At 38.9% G+C, this 18,377-nt stretch carries 17 protein-coding genes; 4 read left to right on the top strand and 13 right to left on the bottom strand.

The window, feature by feature from the left end:
* The first annotated feature begins 181 nt into the window (after positions 1 to 181).
* Complete coding sequence (ald, locus tag NSQ84_RS04215) at positions 182 to 1,324, top strand: alanine dehydrogenase (RefSeq protein ID WP_063387070.1); 1,143 nt, start codon at positions 182 to 184, stop codon at positions 1,322 to 1,324.
* A 425-nt stretch (positions 1,325 to 1,749) separates the two neighbouring features.
* Here the strand turns inward: ald and NSQ84_RS04210 are convergent, their stop codons facing one another.
* From NSQ84_RS04210 to NSQ84_RS04195, 4 genes are all read right to left on the bottom strand, one after another.
* Entirely contained in the window at positions 1,750 to 3,243 is a 1,494-nt protein-coding gene (locus NSQ84_RS04210) for a leucyl aminopeptidase (RefSeq protein ID WP_063387071.1), read from the bottom strand.
* A 90-nt stretch (positions 3,244 to 3,333) separates the two neighbouring features.
* The gene (locus NSQ84_RS04205; protein ID WP_063387072.1) at positions 3,334 to 3,951 is read right to left on the bottom strand and encodes a 3D domain-containing protein; all 618 of its coding nucleotides are present in this window, start codon (positions 3,949 to 3,951) and stop codon (positions 3,334 to 3,336) included.
* Between the two features lie 194 nt (positions 3,952 to 4,145).
* Complete coding sequence (locus NSQ84_RS04200; protein ID WP_063387105.1) at positions 4,146 to 4,463, bottom strand: YuiB family protein; 318 nt, start codon at positions 4,461 to 4,463, stop codon at positions 4,146 to 4,148.
* 826 nt (positions 4,464 to 5,289) lie between these two features.
* Complete coding sequence (locus NSQ84_RS04195) at positions 5,290 to 6,513, bottom strand: NAD(P)/FAD-dependent oxidoreductase (RefSeq protein ID WP_186439306.1); 1,224 nt, start codon at positions 6,511 to 6,513, stop codon at positions 5,290 to 5,292.
* A gap of 284 nt (positions 6,514 to 6,797) precedes the next feature.
* Here NSQ84_RS04195 and NSQ84_RS04190 point away from each other — a divergent pair, with 284 nt between their 5' ends.
* Positions 6,798 to 7,790, top strand: coding sequence for an NAD(P)/FAD-dependent oxidoreductase (locus tag NSQ84_RS04190; protein ID WP_063387074.1), 993 nt, complete (start codon positions 6,798 to 6,800; stop codon positions 7,788 to 7,790).
* A 784-nt stretch (positions 7,791 to 8,574) separates the two neighbouring features.
* Here NSQ84_RS04190 and NSQ84_RS04185 read toward each other — a convergent pair.
* The 3 genes from NSQ84_RS04185 to NSQ84_RS04175 all read right to left on the bottom strand — a co-directional run bounded on the left by NSQ84_RS04185 (position 8,575) and on the right by NSQ84_RS04175 (position 10,461).
* The gene (locus NSQ84_RS04185; RefSeq protein WP_063387075.1) at positions 8,575 to 8,937 is read right to left on the bottom strand and encodes an iron-sulfur cluster assembly accessory protein; all 363 of its coding nucleotides are present in this window, start codon (positions 8,935 to 8,937) and stop codon (positions 8,575 to 8,577) included.
* A gap of 63 nt (positions 8,938 to 9,000) precedes the next feature.
* The gene (dapF, locus tag NSQ84_RS04180; protein ID WP_339212238.1) at positions 9,001 to 9,873 is read right to left on the bottom strand and encodes a diaminopimelate epimerase; all 873 of its coding nucleotides are present in this window, start codon (positions 9,871 to 9,873) and stop codon (positions 9,001 to 9,003) included.
* 351 nt (positions 9,874 to 10,224) lie between these two features.
* Complete coding sequence (locus tag NSQ84_RS04175; RefSeq protein WP_094245256.1) at positions 10,225 to 10,461, bottom strand: YuzB family protein; 237 nt, start codon at positions 10,459 to 10,461, stop codon at positions 10,225 to 10,227.
* 223 nt (positions 10,462 to 10,684) lie between these two features.
* On the opposite strand from NSQ84_RS04175, the gene NSQ84_RS04170 reads away from it, so the two are divergent.
* Complete coding sequence (locus tag NSQ84_RS04170) at positions 10,685 to 11,755, top strand: NAD(P)/FAD-dependent oxidoreductase (RefSeq protein ID WP_063387078.1); 1,071 nt, start codon at positions 10,685 to 10,687, stop codon at positions 11,753 to 11,755.
* 214 nt (positions 11,756 to 11,969) lie between these two features.
* Here NSQ84_RS04170 and NSQ84_RS04165 read toward each other — a convergent pair whose 3' ends face one another.
* A complete protein-coding gene (locus NSQ84_RS04165) occupies positions 11,970 to 12,293 on the bottom strand; it encodes a YuzD family protein (protein ID WP_066249224.1) in 324 nt (107 codons plus the stop codon).
* Between the two features lie 124 nt (positions 12,294 to 12,417).
* Here NSQ84_RS04165 and NSQ84_RS04160 point away from each other — a divergent pair, with 124 nt between their 5' ends.
* Positions 12,418 to 12,678 (top strand): NifU family protein, encoded by a 261-nt coding sequence (locus NSQ84_RS04160; protein ID WP_232515736.1) that lies wholly within the window; start codon positions 12,418 to 12,420, stop codon positions 12,676 to 12,678.
* Positions 12,679 to 12,711: 33 nt separating this feature from the next.
* Here NSQ84_RS04160 and thrB read toward each other — a convergent pair whose 3' ends face one another.
* From thrB to yutH, 5 genes are all read right to left on the bottom strand, one after another.
* Positions 12,712 to 13,632: a homoserine kinase gene (gene thrB / locus NSQ84_RS04155; RefSeq protein ID WP_063387081.1), complete on the bottom strand. Its 921-nt coding sequence runs from the start codon at positions 13,630 to 13,632 to the stop codon at positions 12,712 to 12,714.
* Positions 13,629 to 14,690, bottom strand: a complete 1,062-nt coding sequence (gene thrC, locus NSQ84_RS04150) for a threonine synthase (RefSeq protein ID WP_063387082.1) — start codon at positions 14,688 to 14,690, stop codon at positions 13,629 to 13,631. Before thrC ends, thrB begins: the two co-directional genes overlap by 4 nt.
* Positions 14,687 to 15,985, bottom strand: coding sequence for a homoserine dehydrogenase (locus NSQ84_RS04145; RefSeq protein WP_186439305.1), 1,299 nt, complete (start codon positions 15,983 to 15,985; stop codon positions 14,687 to 14,689). The genes thrC and NSQ84_RS04145 overlap by 4 nt, the downstream gene beginning before the upstream one ends.
* A 147-nt stretch (positions 15,986 to 16,132) precedes the next feature.
* A complete protein-coding gene (locus tag NSQ84_RS04140) occupies positions 16,133 to 17,092 on the bottom strand; it encodes a D-glycerate dehydrogenase (RefSeq protein WP_130157053.1) in 960 nt (319 codons plus the stop codon).
* Positions 17,093 to 17,230: 138 nt separating this feature from the next.
* Positions 17,231 to 18,214: a spore coat putative kinase YutH gene (yutH, locus tag NSQ84_RS04135; RefSeq protein WP_130157051.1), complete on the bottom strand. Its 984-nt coding sequence runs from the start codon at positions 18,212 to 18,214 to the stop codon at positions 17,231 to 17,233.
* Positions 18,215 to 18,377: the final 163 nt, after the last annotated feature.

Here is an 18,377-nt window from a genome sequence, read left to right as displayed (position 1 = left end):
TTTCGCTGAAAGCTGCAGACAAACATACACCGATTTGCATATGATATAAAAACAAAAAATTCAATGAATGATTGCCAGCAGGAAAAGAAACAATAAAATGGACAGGTACATGAAAATTCCGACTCATTGTTGGTACATATGGAATATTAAAACGAAATTATACTATACAGGAGGGATTGCAATGATAATTGGTGTACCGCGGGAAATTAAAAATAACGAAAATCGTGTAGCCATTACACCAGCTGGAGTTGTTTCATTAGTCAAGGCAGGTCACCGTGTACTCGTAGAAGAAAGTGCAGGTCTTGGAAGCGGAATTCATGATGAAGAATATATTCAAGCAGGCGCCGAAATTCTTCATGATACAAGCAAGGTTTGGGAAGCAGATATGGTGTTGAAGGTCAAGGAGCCGCTTCAAGAAGAATATAAATATTTCCGTGATGGTCTTATTCTGTTTACTTACTTGCACCTTGCAGCTAATCCTGAACTGACAAAAGAGTTGAAGGAATCCGGTGTGATTGCGGTCGCTTACGAAACAGTTTCTGACGGTCATTCGTTACCCCTGTTAACACCGATGAGCGAAGTGGCCGGTCGTATGGCAACACTGGTTGGAACGCAATTTTTACAAAAACCGTACGGCGGAAAAGGTATTCTATTATCCGGTGTTCCAGGCGTTGAACGCGGCAAGGTCGTCATCATCGGCGGCGGGGTAGTCGGTACAAATGCTGCAAAAATGGCTATCGGTTTAGGAGCTCATGTAACGATCCTTGACGTAAGTCCTAAGCGTCTTCGGGAATTAGATGATCTTTTTGGCAACGACATTCAAACGCTCATGTCTAACTCCTATAATATTTTCGAAGCAGTAAAAGAAGCGGATTTAGTCATCGGTGCTGTCTTAATCCCCGGTGCAAAAGCGCCAAAGCTTGTGACTGAAGAAATGGTAAAATCGATGAAACCTGGATCAGTCATCGTTGATGTTGCCATTGACCAGGGCGGGATTTTTGAAACGAGCGATCATGTCACCACTCATGACAATCCGACATATGTAAAGCACGGAGTCCTTCATTACGCAGTTGCGAATATGCCGGGAGCAGTTCCGAGAACATCTACGTTCGCCCTTACTAATTCGACCATTCCATATGCATTGCAAATAGCCAACAAAGGGTTAGTAGAAGTAATCGCCAAAAACGAAGCGATCAAATTAGGTGTCAACGTTGCCAACAAAGAAATAACGTATGAGGCAGTCGCCCGCGATCTTGGGTACAATTATGTTCCTGTAGAAAAAGTTTTTGAAAAAGAGTTCGCAAATATGAATTCTGCCACATAATACACATATATTTTCGACTTACCTTACAAGAAGGAAAACAGTTCTCCGCGAATCTATTATCAAAAATGCAAAAAAAGCCTTCGCTCTCTTTTGAAAAGCAATAAAAAATGCGCACTTACAGACATGTTAAGTACTGGGCTAATCGTGCACAATACAGACCAAATCAGGATAAATGTGCAGCAATTTGTTAAGTCAGAATGTGCCGACACATTATCCTAATTTGGTGTTGCTTCCGACAACATACATGTCAGAAAGAAATCAATCCACGATTTTCAAGCATACTGAATGGGTCATCTTTTTTACAAAATAGATTCCGTCTCTCTCCTATATTGAATTGCGGCTCCTGCCGAAAAACTGAAACAGCAATAACATTTCTGACATAAAGCCTAATCTGCAATAGTTCAACCGAATGATGGATGACTCCATCATGATTTAATCGGCACGAATTTTTCCACAAAGGCCGCCAATGTTCGAGTCATCACACCAGTTGCTCCTTCAGGTCCTAGAGGGCCTTTCTTAGCAGTAGTGGATGTCCCGGCAATGTCTAAATGAACCCACGGCGTATCTTCAGCAAATTCTGCTAAAAAAGCACCGCCCATTATCGCATGTCCTTCCCGGCCAGGGGAATTATTCAAATCCGCCATTTTACTGTTTTTTACCCGCTCACGGTCATCTTCAAAAATTGGCAATCTCCATATTCTTTCATTACATTCAACAGACGCTTTCAAAAGCTGATCATACAGTTTTTCGTTGTTCGTCATCGCACCTGTTGTGTGCTTTCCTAGAGCAACAATAACTCCACCGGTTAAAGTGGCAACATCGATAATGTATTTCGCTCCATGCTGCTTTGCATAAGTGATGCCATCTGCAAGAGCTAAACGCCCTTCAGCATCTGTATTTAAAATTTCAATTGTTTTTCCGCTTAATGACACGATGACATCATCCGGTTTCATCGCTCCGCTGCCAATCATGTTGTCAGTAGCCGGAATAACGGCTACAACATTTTGTTTCGGTTTTATTTCACCGATAATTTCCATCGCTCCTAAAACGGCTGCTGCTCCTGCCATATCAGTCTTCATGTTTACTAACCCATCTCTAGGTTTTAACGAGTAGCCCCCAGTATCGTAAGTAATTCCCTTGCCGACTAAACCAATCGCATCGTCCCAAATCTTTTTTCCTTGGTATTTTAACACAATCATTTTAGGGGGTTCACTGGAGCCTTTATTTACCGCCAATATCCCCCCCATGCCCATTTCCTCCATATCCTTTTTTTCAAGGATTTCGATCTCAAAAGAATATTTTTTGGCCAGTTCGATGGAATAATTCGCGAGTTCTGTCGCAGTTAATAAATTTGAAGGCATGTTCACAAGAGTTCTTGCCGAATTTGTTCCTCTTCCATAAACATAACCGGCAGTTAAGGCTGCGTTTATTTTCGCTTTATCTGCATCTGTCAAAACATGAACAGCTTCAATGCTTGATTCGCTGCTGCTTGATCGTTGTTTATAGTTTTTTATTTTGTATGTAGAAAGGGCAAACGCTTCCGCTAGTGCATGAGCTGCATCTACCTCTTCCACATCTCCTCCAATAAAGGTAGAAAGCTGTACGCTTACAATCTTTTTCTGATCTTGTTGAACAGCTTGAAACGCATGCCCAAAAGCTTCCATTGCCTTTTGGAACGTGAATTCTTTTTCTTTCCCAAGCCCGACAAAATAAATTCGTTTTACGTTTTCAGCATCGAATGTATATAGTTTTGCGACACTGTTTTTCGCAGAAGAAATTTCACCTGATTTTATAAGCTTGGTGAGTTGATTGTTCAATTTTTTATCCAGCTCCTGCAAAGCTTTTGACAAATTTCCGTTTTGCTTAAAAAGGCCAACAATTAAACTTTCCCCTTCTAAACCGTCTAGTACTTTAAACATTTTTCCACCTCCTTCAATTATTATACGAGGTCGAATAGAACTTTGCTTTATTTTCAAACCAAAAAATAAAGCCCATCCCTGTGGGATAAGCTACCGTTGTCTAAAAACTTCCATCGTTTTATTTTCGTTTAATTTTTTTAATTCCTCTTCTGTTAACGTTCCGTTTCCTTTTTTAACTAAATAAACATCCACTTTTTTCTTTCCCCACTGATTGTAAACATCTTCTACTGTTTCATAATACAAATCAAGCCGATTGCCTTTAATCGCAGCACCTTTATCTGCAACAACTCCGTAGCCATATCCGGGTACATAAAGTATCGTTCCGATCGGAAAAACGTTTAAATCTGCTGCTATAGTGGAAAAATGATCCCTTTTTACTTTAACACCTGAATAAGTAATTCCATATTCAGGGTGGCCAGGATGTTTTCCTGTCGACTCATATCCGGCTGTATATCCGGTAGCCACAACTGTTTTTTTTGGATACTTTGATAAATCAATGGATTTTTCCATCGTCTGTCCTTGATTTGCATGATTAATATTTTTTGCAACGGCTTGTTGGGAATTTTCTCTTTGATTATATTGTTTGATCACCCATTTTGTCAGTTCATCTGCTTTCACACCTGAAATGGTTTCAAAAGTTGTTAAAAACGCCCCAATAAACAACAGACTCATCATAATTCTTCTAGTCCACATTTTTATACTCTTCATTTTTTCTAATTTCACTCCTCTCACCGTCTATTTGTTTCCAAATCGCAAACAAAATATACGTTGGAGGAGCTTTTGAAAGGAGCGTATTTTTCAATACGTTCCGACATGTATAAATTTTCCGATAAATTAAAAATAAAATGTAGGCACTCAAATAACATTGTTAAAAAAAAAGCCTTCCGATTATACGGAAAAGCTTAAAACATTTGATATCCTCTTGCTCGAAGCATTCGAATGACAATCCCTGATAGGATCGCACCTACCATCCCGCTTCCTAAAATGAGAATGTCTGCTACGGCAAGAGAGGCGATTTTTTCCCCCAACAGAGAAAATGAGCGGCTAGGTGATTTGAAATAATCAAAAAAATTCACTTCATCAATTAAAAAAATACATACTAACGGATAAAGTATCGCCATTATCCATGACATTCTTAAAAGCATATTTAATAAAAAACCGATTCCAAAAAATAAAACTAAGAACAGCAGCATGGAAATCAACAGCACCGGTATGTTCATCATCGTGTCCTCACCCTCAGAAAACTGTCGTATTATTATTAAAAGTTTTTATGTGGTTTAATAAGGAAAAAACTTGACCAGCCTTTGTTAATTTGCCAGATCTTCTTACATGTGCCAAATCTTTAAAGCAGCAAATCGATAAATTGTTACCTTAATTATTAACCTATTTATTCCAATATATCAAGTACAAGATTTCATTTAATGGCATAAATCGGCAAAGCAAGTTTGACATGCACACAAAAAGGTTCTCAGTAGGCTCTCCAACCTTTGAGCAGTTCAAAATTTATACAAAAAAAACTGGAAGTTTCCCCAAATGTTTTAAAATGCCAAAAATCACCTTTAAGAAAGATTGTCCTATTGTACAGTGCTTTGTCTGTTTTTTACTCATGTGAGAAGCTTTTGTGCTTGTACCATAAAGAGGGATTTGGCTTCAACATTTAAGAGAGAACTTTCATTCCTTCAAGCACAAAAAAGACGGTGTAAACAAACAAAAGAAGCACAAGAACTTGAGAATAAAACGAAGAACTTTGAAGGAAATATCGGGTATAGCTGTCCGACAGACCAAATACATCAGGCTACTATATAATTGCAGATCTGCATGGCGATTTTATGCTGAATCGAACCCTCTAATCGCAATCAGCATAGCGAGCTCTTTAATTTAATTTGTTTAAAAGCTTATTACTACGAAAATTCAATAAATACAGAGCGGCTCCTTCTCCAAACATTTTACTTTCCTGCTTTAAAAGAAATTACAAAAGCTGTTCATGTTTATAAAACATTATTTTAAAAGAGCAAAAGCCCTTAAGCCTTTGCTCTTTTCTTCAGCTTAAAAAAATTTGAATTTTCCTTTTTTCAACACGAGACCTGCTCCGCCAACCATATATAGCGCGCGGTTATCAATCATTTTCTTCATGAAGGATGCTTTTGTACCGACCATTTTTTTGCCTAACGCAATACCTACTGCATCATCTTCTCCTAGAGAAGCAACAGTTCCTTTAATATCTGGCTTAAATGGTTCGAGTTCTTTTTTACCGCGAATTAATGCAGCTAAATTTCTCGCGCAAACTTCTCCCTGCTGCATTGCAATTTGTGCTGTCGGCGGATATGGACGATTGATTTCCTCATTAATAATTAATGAACAGTCTCCAATAATAAACACATCATCATGTCCTGGTGCGCGCAAGTCTTTCTCTACTTTTACGCGGCCCCGCATTGCCTCAAAACCAGATTCTTCAATTACACTGTTTCCGCGCACACCAGCCGCCCAAATAACAGTGCCTGCTTTTATTTCTTCCGTTTGATCGTCTTTCCCAACAATAATTCCTTGTTCAGTACATTCTTTTATCGCTGTGCCGATTCTAAACTCAACACCTTTGCGCTGCAGTTGATTGACTGCGTACTCCACAAGTTCAGGATCGAAACCTGGAAGTGCTGTCGGTGCTGCTTCCACACAAATAATACGGACTTTTTTAGGGTCAATATCATACTCTCGGCAAAGCTCAGGAACACGGTTGGCAAGTTCGCCTAAAAACTCAATTCCAGTGAATCCTGCACCTCCGACTACAATGGTTAGACGTGTATCATCTTTTTCTTCTTCTGTATTGTATGTAGCAAATTGATATTCAATATGCTCTCTAATTTGTCTAGCAGAATTAATGTTGGAAATTGTGAAAGCGTATTCTTTTAACCCTTGGATTCCAAACGTTTCCGGATGAGCCCCAAGAGCGACTACTAAGTAATCATAGTTAAGCTCGCCATTTTCAAGAATGACTTTTTTCTCATCTGTTTTAATTAATTTTACAGAATCTTGCACAAAGTTTACTTTGTTTGTATCAATTACATCTTTAATTGGATAGCGGCATCGGTCATGATGAAGGGTGCCTGCAGATGCTTCATGCAGCCATGTTGTTTCATAATGATAATCATGCTTATTGACAAGTGTAATATCAGCCTCGTTCACACTCACCATTTTTTGTAGACGTGTTACGGTCATTAATCCTCCATAACCGGCACCTAAAATAACAACTTTAGGATTTCTCACAAGACACACCAACCTTTTCCGTAATTTTTAAAGCGGTCAATTCTAGACTCACTTTTCACATAATTTGTGAAAATATTCACGTTCTTGGACAAAAAATTATAAGGGCAAAATTGTCAATAAAATTTAACATCTTTTTACCTATAGTCATGATATCCGTTTGTGTCCAACTTTTCAAGTTTATTTTTAAGCTAAATGATCAACTTTATAAATCTTTAAATGACAGAATTTTTGTATTTTTACAATCTTTTTTTTATGATATGATTAATAAAGATTAACAAGAGGGGGAATCGTCTGTGAAAGAGGACAGCAAAGTCTACGATATAACGATTATTGGCGGGGGACCTGTCGGGATGTTCACAGCTTTTTACGGAGGAATGAGGCAGGCTTCTGTTAAAATTATTGAAAGCCTTCCACAATTAGGAGGGCAATTGACAGCGCTTTATCCTGAAAAATACATATATGATGTAGCGGGGTTTCCAAAAATTAGAGCTCAAGAATTAGTCAATAATTTAAAAGAACAAATTGCCTTATTCAATCCAACCGTCTGCCTTGAACAGGAAGTTCAGGAAGTTGAAAAACAAAGTGACGGGACATTTAAGTTAACGACAAATTCAGAAATACATTATTCAAAAACGATTATCATCACTGCCGGAAACGGCGCATTTCAACCACGTAAACTTCAGCTGGAAAATGCTGAGCAATTTGAAGGGAAAAACCTGCACTATTTTGTAGAAGATTTAAACTATTTTGCAGGCAAAAAGGTCGTCCTGTTTGGAGGCGGCGACTCAGCTGTTGACTGGGCGTTAATGCTTGAGCCTATTGCAGAAAAAGTAACGGTTGTCCATCGAAGAGATAAATTTCGCGCGCACGAGCATAGCGTAAATCAATTAAAAAATTCTAAAGCAAATATATTAACACCTTTTGTTCCTGTTGAGCTTATCGGCAAGGATCGAATTGAACAAGTCGTAGTCGAAGAAGCAAAAGGAGATCGGAAAGAGATTATTGATGTAGATGAAGTAATTGTCAATTTTGGCTTCGTTTCCTCTTTAGGCCCTATCAAAAACTGGGGGCTGGAAATTGAGAAAAATTCGATTGTTGTTAACTCAAAAATGGAAACAAATATTCCGGGAATTTATGCTGCCGGAGACATCTGTACTTATGAAGGAAAAATAAAATTAATTGCGACTGGGTTTGGCGAAGGTCCAACAGCTGTAAACAATGCCAAAGCTTATATTGACCCAAGCGCAAAAGTTCAGCCAATGCACAGCACAAGTATGTTTAATTGATGAAAAAAGATGTGGGTGTCTAATAAGTCATTTTTTCGGCTTATTGACCCCCTCTTTAATGTTTTAGAAACGTTGATATATCGGTGCTTATGATTTTTTGTTTTTCAATGGGGATTTGACTTTCTGAACAGCTCCCTTACAGCGGGAATAACAAGCAAAAGTAAATTTTATTGGAAAGAATAAAGGCTGTCTCGTAAAAGGTCATTTTTTATGACCTTTTGAGACAGCCTTTTTGTCAAGTACTTTTCTAAAGAAACCAGACTGCATCAAGAAGAAGGGGCTTATCGGACAGACCATTTTTCCTTTGTTTATATCCTTCAGAAGTTTTATAAATGACTTTTCTTATGCTCTCTTTCTTCATTAAGTTCTTCAAAAGTTTTATGACGGATATTCAACACATACAATTGCTTCTTGTTGGACTTCATTGCCTCTATGAAGGACATTTACAAATTTTATTCCTTTATTTTTATCCTTCACAGTAGCTCCAAAATCCTTCATTTTAGGAACTCAACGGACAGCCCTATCTTTTTTCAACTTTCATCGGTGATTCATATAGTCTTTCGCACGGTCTTCCATGATGAAAATCTGTGATCTGCAAATATCCTCATTTAATTCTCTATCACTTTTAATAAGTTGCATTTAGCCGTTTTTCCCATAAAAATATCCTAATAAAGCAGACTTTTTCTTTTTGGATTCCACTTTATTAGGATATATTTTATTGTGAGTATAGAAAAAGTTAAGGAATAAAGCGATCATTATGCTTGGCTTCAGGAAAGAATCTTTTTTAGCACTCTTCCGGTGTTCCAGCGTGTGTTGCAGTTCTAAAGGAGGCGCCGCAGCCGCAAGACGCAATCGCATTAGGGTTGTCTATCGTGAATCCTCCACCAAGCATCGATTGTTTATAATCAATCTTTGTTCCCTTTAATATAGGGGCGCTGTCTTTATCCACTAAAATCCGAATGCCGAATTGTTCAAATTCGTGATCATCTTCTTGTTTTTCTTGTTCAAACCCGATGCCGTATGAAAGTCCAGTGCAGCCGCCGCCTTTCACACCAATACGCAAATAGGCGCCTTCTTCTTCATTTTCTCTCATCATATCTTTTATTTGAAAAGCTGCCGCTTCGGTAAGCATAACAATTTCAGACATGACCCATCCTCCTTTTCATTAATTTTTGAGTCACTTTTAGTATACCTTTTCAGAAAAAAACTCTCAAATTTCTGAACCGGATTCATAATAATAGGTCCCCGTGCAAACCGTTTCAGCAGGTCCTTTCATCAAAATGTTCCCCTCGTCAGTCCATTTAATAAATAAATCGCCGCCGGCAAGATGGACAACTGTTTCTTTGCCTCTTGTTGTTTGCTCGTTTAATACGGATGCGACCACTGCCGCACATGCTCCGGTGCCGCAAGCTTGTGTGACACCTGAACCTCTTTCCCATACTCGAAAATGAAGCTCATGGTCGTTGACGATTTCGACAAATTCTACATTTACCCCTTCTGGAAATCTTGCATCTTTTTCGACAATCGGTCCCAATGTTGTTAATGGAGCTTTCTCAATATCGTCTACAAAAAAGATGATGTGTGGATTTCCCATCGAAACCGCTGTGACTTCATATTTCGAGCCGTTAAATTCTATGATTTCACCAATAGCTGTTTCATCTCCGTTTCCGGCCATCGGTATTTCCTTTTTTAACAGCTTAGGGTGACCCATATCAATTGTGACGCTTGATACTCGTCCATTTTCTTCATGGACTTCGGCTTCAACCAAGCCAGAAAGTGTTTCGATCAAAAACTTTTTCTCTTTTACTATGTTATGCTCATAAACATATTTTGCGACACAGCGCAAACCGTTTCCACAGTTTTTTCCTTCTGAACCGTCACTGTTGAAAATTCTCATTTTCACATTCGCACGTTCAGATGGAAGAATTAATATTAGCCCATCTGAACCGATGCCGGTATGAACGTTCGCAACTTTTCGCGCAATATCTGGCAGGAGATGCTCCGGAAGCGTTTCTTCGAATCCATTTACATAAATATAACTGTTTCCTAATCCATGCATTTTTGTAAATTGAAAAGTTTCCATCTTTTCCTCCAAAACAACAAAAAATTTGTTTTTATAAGTATAAAACGTTCAAAATTTGTTGACAATAAAAATATCCCCCGTTTTCATATATAAATAAAAGCTCCTCGGGAAATATAAGAGGGGCTTTTATTTTTTATATCATCAGCCTGCCGCTTCAAACACCTTGCTCATACGTAAAAAAAAGACTCATCCGCAAAGGCAAGCGTCGTACTGAGAAACAATATTGAGATTCATACTTACATTTTATAATATGCTCTCATACCTCGAATGAAATATTTAGAGACAGGATCAAAATAAGGAGAATCAAAAGCTTGTCTCCCTTTTAATTTTATCATTCACTTTTATTTTCTATTAAAACATTGGATTTTCTTCTAAAAATTGATAAATATTTTTCACTAGCTCTTCTGCCGTTTCCCCTTCTACCGCTTCTCCGTTTACAAGGGCAAAAAGCGATTCGTAGCATTGGCCGCAATACCCTAGGCAGCTGTATTCAACTATATCTAAATTAGGATCTTTTTCTAATTGTTCTAATGCTTTTTGTGAACCGTTTGCTAAGTTGCTGACACAAAACTCTATAATTGGTTTCACGTGAATTGTCCTCCTTCTATACTCAGTAGCCTATCATAATGCTTTTTTTCTTCATTGTCAAAGCATTGAACTTCAAGGCTCATTTAACATTTTGCCATAACAATTGTGCTATTTTTCCTTAAGTATGTTGTGATTTATACATAAATTCGTTATACTTTTAGTGGCATTTGTTACGATTGTCACAGTTTTGGGGTAAACATTTGCAGGGAAAAGGGGAATCGCGATGAGAAAGTTACTGCTCCTCGGAGGCGGCTATGGCGGCATGAGAATTCTTCACAAGCTGCTTCCCAATAACTTGCCGGATGGTGTCGAAATAACATTAGTGGATAAAAACCCTTATCATTGTTTAAAAACGGAATACTATGCGCTGGCTGCGGGAACGATTTCAGATCAGCACGTGCGCGTGGCCTTTCCAGAACACCCGAAATTGAACGTTCATTACGGTGAAGTCACGGACATTGACCTTGAACAAAAGCTTGTACATTTAAAAGATCAATCTCCAATCACGTATGATGATCTTATCATCGGATTAGGATGCGAAGACAAGTATCATAATGTTCCGGGTGCTGACAAATACACTTGCAGCATTCAAACAATCGATCAATCACGTGAAACGTATCAAAAGCTGAACAATTTAGGAGCAGGTGCAACAGTCTGCATAGTTGGAGCCGGATTGAGCGGCGTTGAATTGGCAAGCGAACTGCGTGAAAGCAGATCCGATTTAAAAATCAAGCTGTTTGACCGCGGAAAAGTGATCTTATCAAACTTCCCGGAACGATTAAGCAAATATGTCCAAACATGGTTTGAAGAGCACGGGGTTGAAGTAATCAACAGCGCCAATATTACAAAAGTTGAGCCAAATATGGTTTATAACCATGATGAACCGATTCCTTGTGATGTTGTCGTTTGGACCGCAGGAATTCAACCGAATTATGTCGTAAGGAAATTGAATGTTGAAAAAGACCGGCAAGGACGGGTTATTTTAACAAAATACCATCATCTTCCTCAAGATGAACATGTGTATGTTGTTGGAGACTGTGCAAGCCTTCCTTACGCACCAAGTGCTCAACTTGCCGAAGCGCAGGCTGAACAAATTGTACAAGTATTGCTCAAAAAATGGAACAACGAACCTCTTCCAGAGGAACTGCCGCCGTTCAAATTAAAAGGCGTTCTCGGTTCTCTCGGAAAAAAATCAGGTTTTGGGATGGTAGGAGATCGCGCACTCACTGGACGTGTGCCACGTCTTTTAAAATCAGGAATTCTTTGGATTTATAAATATCATAGTGGAGCATGAGAAAACCGGGCGTTCATTTGTACGTCCGGCTTCTCTTTTTCCGGAACTCTTTCACTGGAAAATATAAATCAAGAGAAATACAGTTGTCTATTATTTTGCATGCAAAAAAACGAAGCAGCGTTTTTTTTTTTTTTAGCGAATCTGTTCTTTTGGCTTGAAGAAATCGACAATGCACTTTTTCTTTCACAGTTCTGGATGACGAGTAAACTCTTTCTTACACAGGTTGGTAACCATGTTTTTCCATCTCTTGAAAAATCCTTTTTATCTTTGGATTTCCTTCTCCTACTACCACTCCATTTATGACAACAAGGGGATAAAAATATTCTTCCTTCACGATTTGATCGGCTATTTTCTTTTTCTCTTCATCTTCCGGAGGACAATATATATCAATATATGTGATGTCAAATGGCTGATCTGGATATTTTCTAGTCAGTGCTGCTTCCAGCCATTCAAATGTATCTTTTGCTGAAGGCGAATTTACACAGCTTGGACATAAGTTTTCTGCACCATAAACGCAAATTTCTACCGGTTTTCTCATGTTTGTTCTCTCCTATTTAATAAAATGATGATCTCCTAGATTATCCATATTAGATTTAAAAAAAATGTGATACAATGAATTTGAAACTTACAAATAGATTTTATCGCTCATTTTGAATATAATGATGGATAAGAAAGGAGTCGATAGTATGTCAGATGTTCAAATAAAAGAACAAGTACAGGAAGTTTTAGATAAGCTGCGCCCGTTTTTGCTTCGTGACGGCGGAGACTGCGAATTAGTTGATGTTGAAGAGGGCATTGTGAAATTGCGCCTTTTAGGTGCGTGCGGGAGCTGCCCAAGTTCTACCATTACTTTGAAAGCAGGTATTGAGCGGGCTCTGCTGGAAGAAGTTCCAGGCATCGTAGAAGTAGAACAAGTATTTTAATGAAACAAACCGGCGAAAAGCCGGTTTGTTTCTTTATATCAAGCTTTCAATATGAGTAAACCAAGACTTTGTCCCTTCATAATCAATTTCTAGCTGTGTTACTTCACAATGAGGAAAAGCCTCTTTTAGTTTAGGACGCAATGAGTGTCTCATGCCTTTTGGAGCAAAACACAATATCGTTGGACCTGCACCGCTCAATACAGTCCCGTACACACCGTGCTCTTTTCCTATCTTTCGAACAGCTGACAGTTCAGGAACTAGACTTTCCCTATACGGTTGATGGAATATGTCCATTTCCATCATTTGGCCTGCCAATTCCCAATTATTATTCATGATGCTCCCAACAAGCACATTGCTGATCGCACTGGCTTTCACCGACTGCTGAAATTTAAATGTCTTCGGCAAAACGCCTCTAGAATCCTTCGTATATAAATAATATGGCGGAATAACCGCGATAATATCCACATCCAGATTATCCACTTTTACAAAATATGTGTGGTCATCTGTTAAATAGCCGACCACTAGACCGCCTACTATAGAAGCTCCGGCATTATCCGGATGTCCCTCAAACTTGCTGGCAAAATGAATTTTTTCTTCATCGCTCAAATTCAGTTTACAAACACGATCGCAAAGCTCAATCCCTGCTGCAATGGCGGCCGCGCTGCTTCCGAGTCCTCTTGTCATCGGAATATCACTTGAAATTTCCACATAACATGCAGGAAGATTAACACTATGTTTTTCTGCTAGCTTGGAAGCGACTTTATAAATTAAATTCTCTTTCCCTTCCGGTACGTTTGCTACTTCTTCACTTACCGGCTTAAATGTCCAATTTTCCGCAAATGTAACGGCTAGTGTTAAATAGCGGTTTAAAGCGAGCCCTACAGAATCAAAACCGGGGCCAAGATTGGCTGTACTTCCGGGAACTTGAATTTTTAACATGTCTCCTTCTTTCATACATGCCCATCTCCCTTGAGATGGTCCATCACAGCTTTCTTTTCATTAGGCAGCACGATCGGCTGGATGGATGACACATCGATCGCAGTATTCGGATCTTTTAATCCGTTGCCGGTCAATACTGCTACAACTGTGCTTCCTTTCGGGATTTTCCCCGAATTTACATCTTTCATCACTCCTGCAATAGATGCACTTGAAGCAGGTTCAGCAAAAACGCCTTCCGTTCTTGCAATTAATTGATAAGCATCCAAAATTTCTTCATCTGTTACCATATCGATCTTTCCGCCTGATTCATTGGCAGCATTGACAGCAAATTCCCAGCTTGCTGGGTTTCCAATTCGAATGGCAGTTGCCACTGTTTCCGGATTTTCAATCACTTGATTTTTTACAATGGCTGCGGCGCCTTCCGCTTCAAAACCGTGCATTTTTGGAAGCCCTGTTTGGTGCCGCTCATTAAACTCTTTAAATCCTTTCCAATATGCTGTAATGTTTCCAGCATTTCCAACCGGAATCGCCAAATAATCCGGAGCTTTTCCCAGCTGTTCACAAATTTCAAACGCCGCTGTTTTTTGCCCTTCAATTCGGTAAGGATTTACAGAATTGACAAGAGTAATTGGCAGCTCTTCACAAATTTCACGAACCATTTTTAAGGCATCATCGAAGTTTCCTTCAATTGCAAAAATTTCTGCGCCGTACATAACTGCTTGGGCAAGCTTTCCAAAAGCGATTTTTCCGTTCGGTATAACAACAATGGAACGCAATCCTGCACGTGCCGCATAGGCGGAAGCAGCTGCAGACGTATTTCCAGTTGAAGCGCACATTATAGTTGTGCTTCCTTCTTCCACCGCTTTTGCAACTGCCATCACCATACCGCGGTCTTTAAATGAACCGGTAGGATTCGCTCCTTCTGTTTTCACATACAGCTCAACGCCTAATTTTTCAGATAATTTTTCTAAATGAATGAGAGGAGTATTACCTTCGTTCAATGTCAGCATCGGTGTTTTGTCCGTTACTGGCAAAAATTCTTTATATTTTGCAATTAGTCCATTCCATTTCATAATAAGCCGTTCCCTTCTACTCGATACGTACTTTTAACTTCCTTAACAACCTGCAAATCTCGGAGCTCCATTAAAATTTCCTCAAAATCTTTTTTCGATGCTTTATGGGTAACGATGACAATTTCCGCTAAATCTTTATTTTTCAGAGGTAATTGGAGAATTTTCTCAAAGCTTACACCTCTGTCTGAAAAGAGGGATGTAATTTTTGAAAAAGCTCCAACTTGATCTTCTACGTGAATTCGTAAAAAGTATTGGGCAAAAATTTCTTCAGGTGCCTTCAATTGTTTCTGATATTGCGGGGCTACGGCGCTTCTTCCATTTACACCTAGACGCATGTTTTTCAATACGCCTACTAAATCCGAAACAACAGCGGTTGCAGTTGGCAAGCTTCCTGCGCCAGGACCGTAAAACATTGTTTCCCCTACTGCTTCGCCGTACACATAAACCGCATTATATTCATCTTGGACGGAAGCTAACGGATGATGATCGGGCAGCAGTGCAGGCTGTACACTAACTTCAATTTTATCACCGCTTCGATGGGCGATGCCGATTAATTTCATCGTATAGCCGAGCCGTTTACTGTAATCAATATCCTCTTGTGTAATATCCGTTATCCCTTTTACTTCCACATCTTCTAAATCTACTTCCATAGAAAATCCAAGTCTTGCCAAAATCGCCATCTTTCTCGCTGCATCCAAGCCTTCTACATCAGAAGTCGGATCAGCTTCTGCATATCCTAATCTTTGCGCTTCCTTCAGCACTTCTTCATAAGGGGTTCCGTATTTTGACATTTTCGTTAAAATAAAGTTTGTCGTTCCGTTAACAATCCCCATCATTTTTGTAATCCGGTCTGACGCCAATCCATCTACCAATGTACGCAGAATCGGGATGCCGCCTGCGACACTTGCTTCATAAAAAAGATCGCAGCCGTTATCCGTCGCTTTTTTGAGCAACTCAGTTCCGTACACGGCCATCAAATCTTTATTTGCCGTCACAACATGCTTCTTCCGATTTAATGCTTCAAGCAAATATTCCCGTGTCTGCTCAATTCCCCCCATGACCTCAATAATAACGTCAATATCCGGATCTTCTATTACCTCATGAACATTTGTCGTTAATTGGGAAGGTTCTACATGAACGTCTCTTTTTTTATTTGTATTTTGAACAAGAATTTTTTTTACTTTCACCGGGCACCCGATTAAATGAATGAGCTTATCCTGGTGGTCTTCAATGATTTTTACTACTCCGCTACCAACGGTGCCTAAACCGAGCAGTCCTACTGAGATTGATTCCAACCAATTCATCTCCCTTATGTTTATTTATAATAGACAATTGTCTGCCGTAAAAAGACATTAACTGTTTTATAAGACATTATAAATTTCAATGACTGATTTTACAAGAGAAATTTTCATCATCCGCATATGTAAACGCTTTTTGGGCGTTTAAACAACGGCTGTTTTCGGTTTCTCGCCCGTTAACACACGTTGAATATTTTCGACGCAAAGTTCGATCATTTTTATGCGGGTTTCCCGACTCGCGCTGCCGATATGCGGAAGTGCTACAACTTGTTTCAATGATAAAAGCGGATGATTGGAATCAATCGGTTCTTCTTTAAACACATCCAATCCACAACCAGCGATTTCACCAGTTTTTAGAGCATTATACAAAGCGTTTTCATCAACAGATGCTCCTCTGCCAGCATTAACAAATATTGCACTTGTTTTCATTTTTTTAAAGGCTTCCTCGTCAAACAAGTTTTTCGTTTCATTTGTTAATGGTGTTAAATTAACGACAAAATCGGCTTTCTCTAGCAATTCATCAAATGTGCAGTATTTCGCTCCAAGCTCTTTTTCCACTTCCGGTTTCTTTGAACGATTATGATACAAAATTTCCATATCAAATCCTTTTGCCCGTCTCGCAACAGCTTCTCCAATTTTCCCCATGCCAACGATCCCAATCGTTTTATGATGGATATCGCTTCCTGCCAACAAAAATGGAGACCACCCTGTCCATTTTCCTTCTTTTACATACTCCGCAGCTTCAACCAATCTTCTTGCCGCTGCCATTAACAAAGCAAAGGTTAAATCGGCAGTCGTATCTGTTAGTACATCCGGTGTATTAGTTACAGTCACGCCGTACTTTTTCGACGCTTCGAGATCGATATTGTCATACCCGACTGCTAAATTAGCAACGATTTTTAATTTTTTGGCTTTTTGAAGCAGTTCTTCATCCACCCGGTCTGACAGCATTGTAAGCAGAGCATCAGCTTTTTTTGCCTTTTCCAATAATACAGACCTCGGACATGGAGAATCCTGCTCCCATATGTCGACAACTCCGATAGAACGAAGAGGATCCAATAGGTTTTCTGGCAGTTTTCTTGTTACAAAAATATATTGGGTCACTGATTCATCTTCTCCTTCTTCTAATAAATAGCTATTGTTTTGAATTGATATGACAAAATCAATGCTTTGTTCGAAACAGCTGCAAGATTTTAGCTGCTTTCTTTTTTATGATACCACAACAAAATGCGACTGAACCTTTTATAACCATGTCAAAGCCGGCAATACAATTTGCTTTTTCCTCAAATATATCATAGATGAAAACGAAGATAAAAATTGCTCATACTGCGAAGATGTTTGCAAAATTTTTTCCATTTGAAATTGCAGAGAATCCCTTTCTTCTTCCTCTGCAAGATAATAGTTTTCAACACATTCAAAATAATGAACAGGAAACAAAAGCCTGCTAAAAACTAACCGCCAAAAAAAAGAGGATAACGGAGACGCTCGGTCGTATTCTGCCAAAAAAAGCTCATCAATTGTTTGCCTTCCTGTCAGAAAATCATACCTTAAACATTCAGCAATATCTCTTCCTCCATGATCAAAAACGAAATCAACAGGCAATGAAAATGCGTTTTCCCATATTTCTCTCGTAAAACGTTGATGACATATGGTGCCGGAATCAACCGGCAATGGTCGATCATCAAGCTCAGTATCCGCTAAATATTGGATGGCATTTTCGCCTAAGCCTAAATAATATGGAAAGGATTCAATAAATAGCTTGTCAAAGGCGTGATGAGGCTTTGAAGCAATTTGAATACTCCAAAATTGCTCCATTTGATCGATCCGCCTTGCCCATAAATTTCTCCATTGCCCAATTCGATTCGAATGAACGGGAGTAAAAGGCAGCCTTCTGCCAACTTCGTGAAAAAATGACAGCTCTTTTCCGAGAGAAGTTATATTAAGCCGCTTTGTTTGATGAGGTATTTGAAACACAGCGTAGCGCGTTCCATTATGTTCTGCCGTAAGATCCCCATTTACAGTTAATAAAAACGAAGCAGCTTTTCTCTCGTTAGTCATAAGGAGATAACGACTCATTTCATACAGTTCATAAAGCTCCTTATGGTCAATATGTGAAACAGCAGCAATAAAACCGATATTTCTTTTTGTTTTAAACCCCTGCCATTGACCAATTGAAAAAAAGTCGAGTACATCTATTCCATAATGCTTTTTTAAAAGCTCTTTCATTCCTAGTTCCCCCTATAAATCCATTGTTCAAAAAAACACCCCAATATAAATAATGAAAAAATGCCATAAACTATAACATGTAGAAAAGCTTTTGTGTATACAATATAAAAAAGATGTTGATGCTTTTTGAAAATTTAAGCAAGAATTTATTGAAATCGGCGTC

Origin of the sequence: Aeribacillus sp. FSL K6-3256 (assembly GCF_037965805.1) — a bacterium.
GTDB lineage: Bacteria > Bacillota > Bacilli > Bacillales > Aeribacillaceae > Aeribacillus > Aeribacillus composti.
The sequence above is the reverse complement of the archived record's forward strand: the minus strand, read 5'-3'. Positions and strand labels throughout refer to the sequence as shown.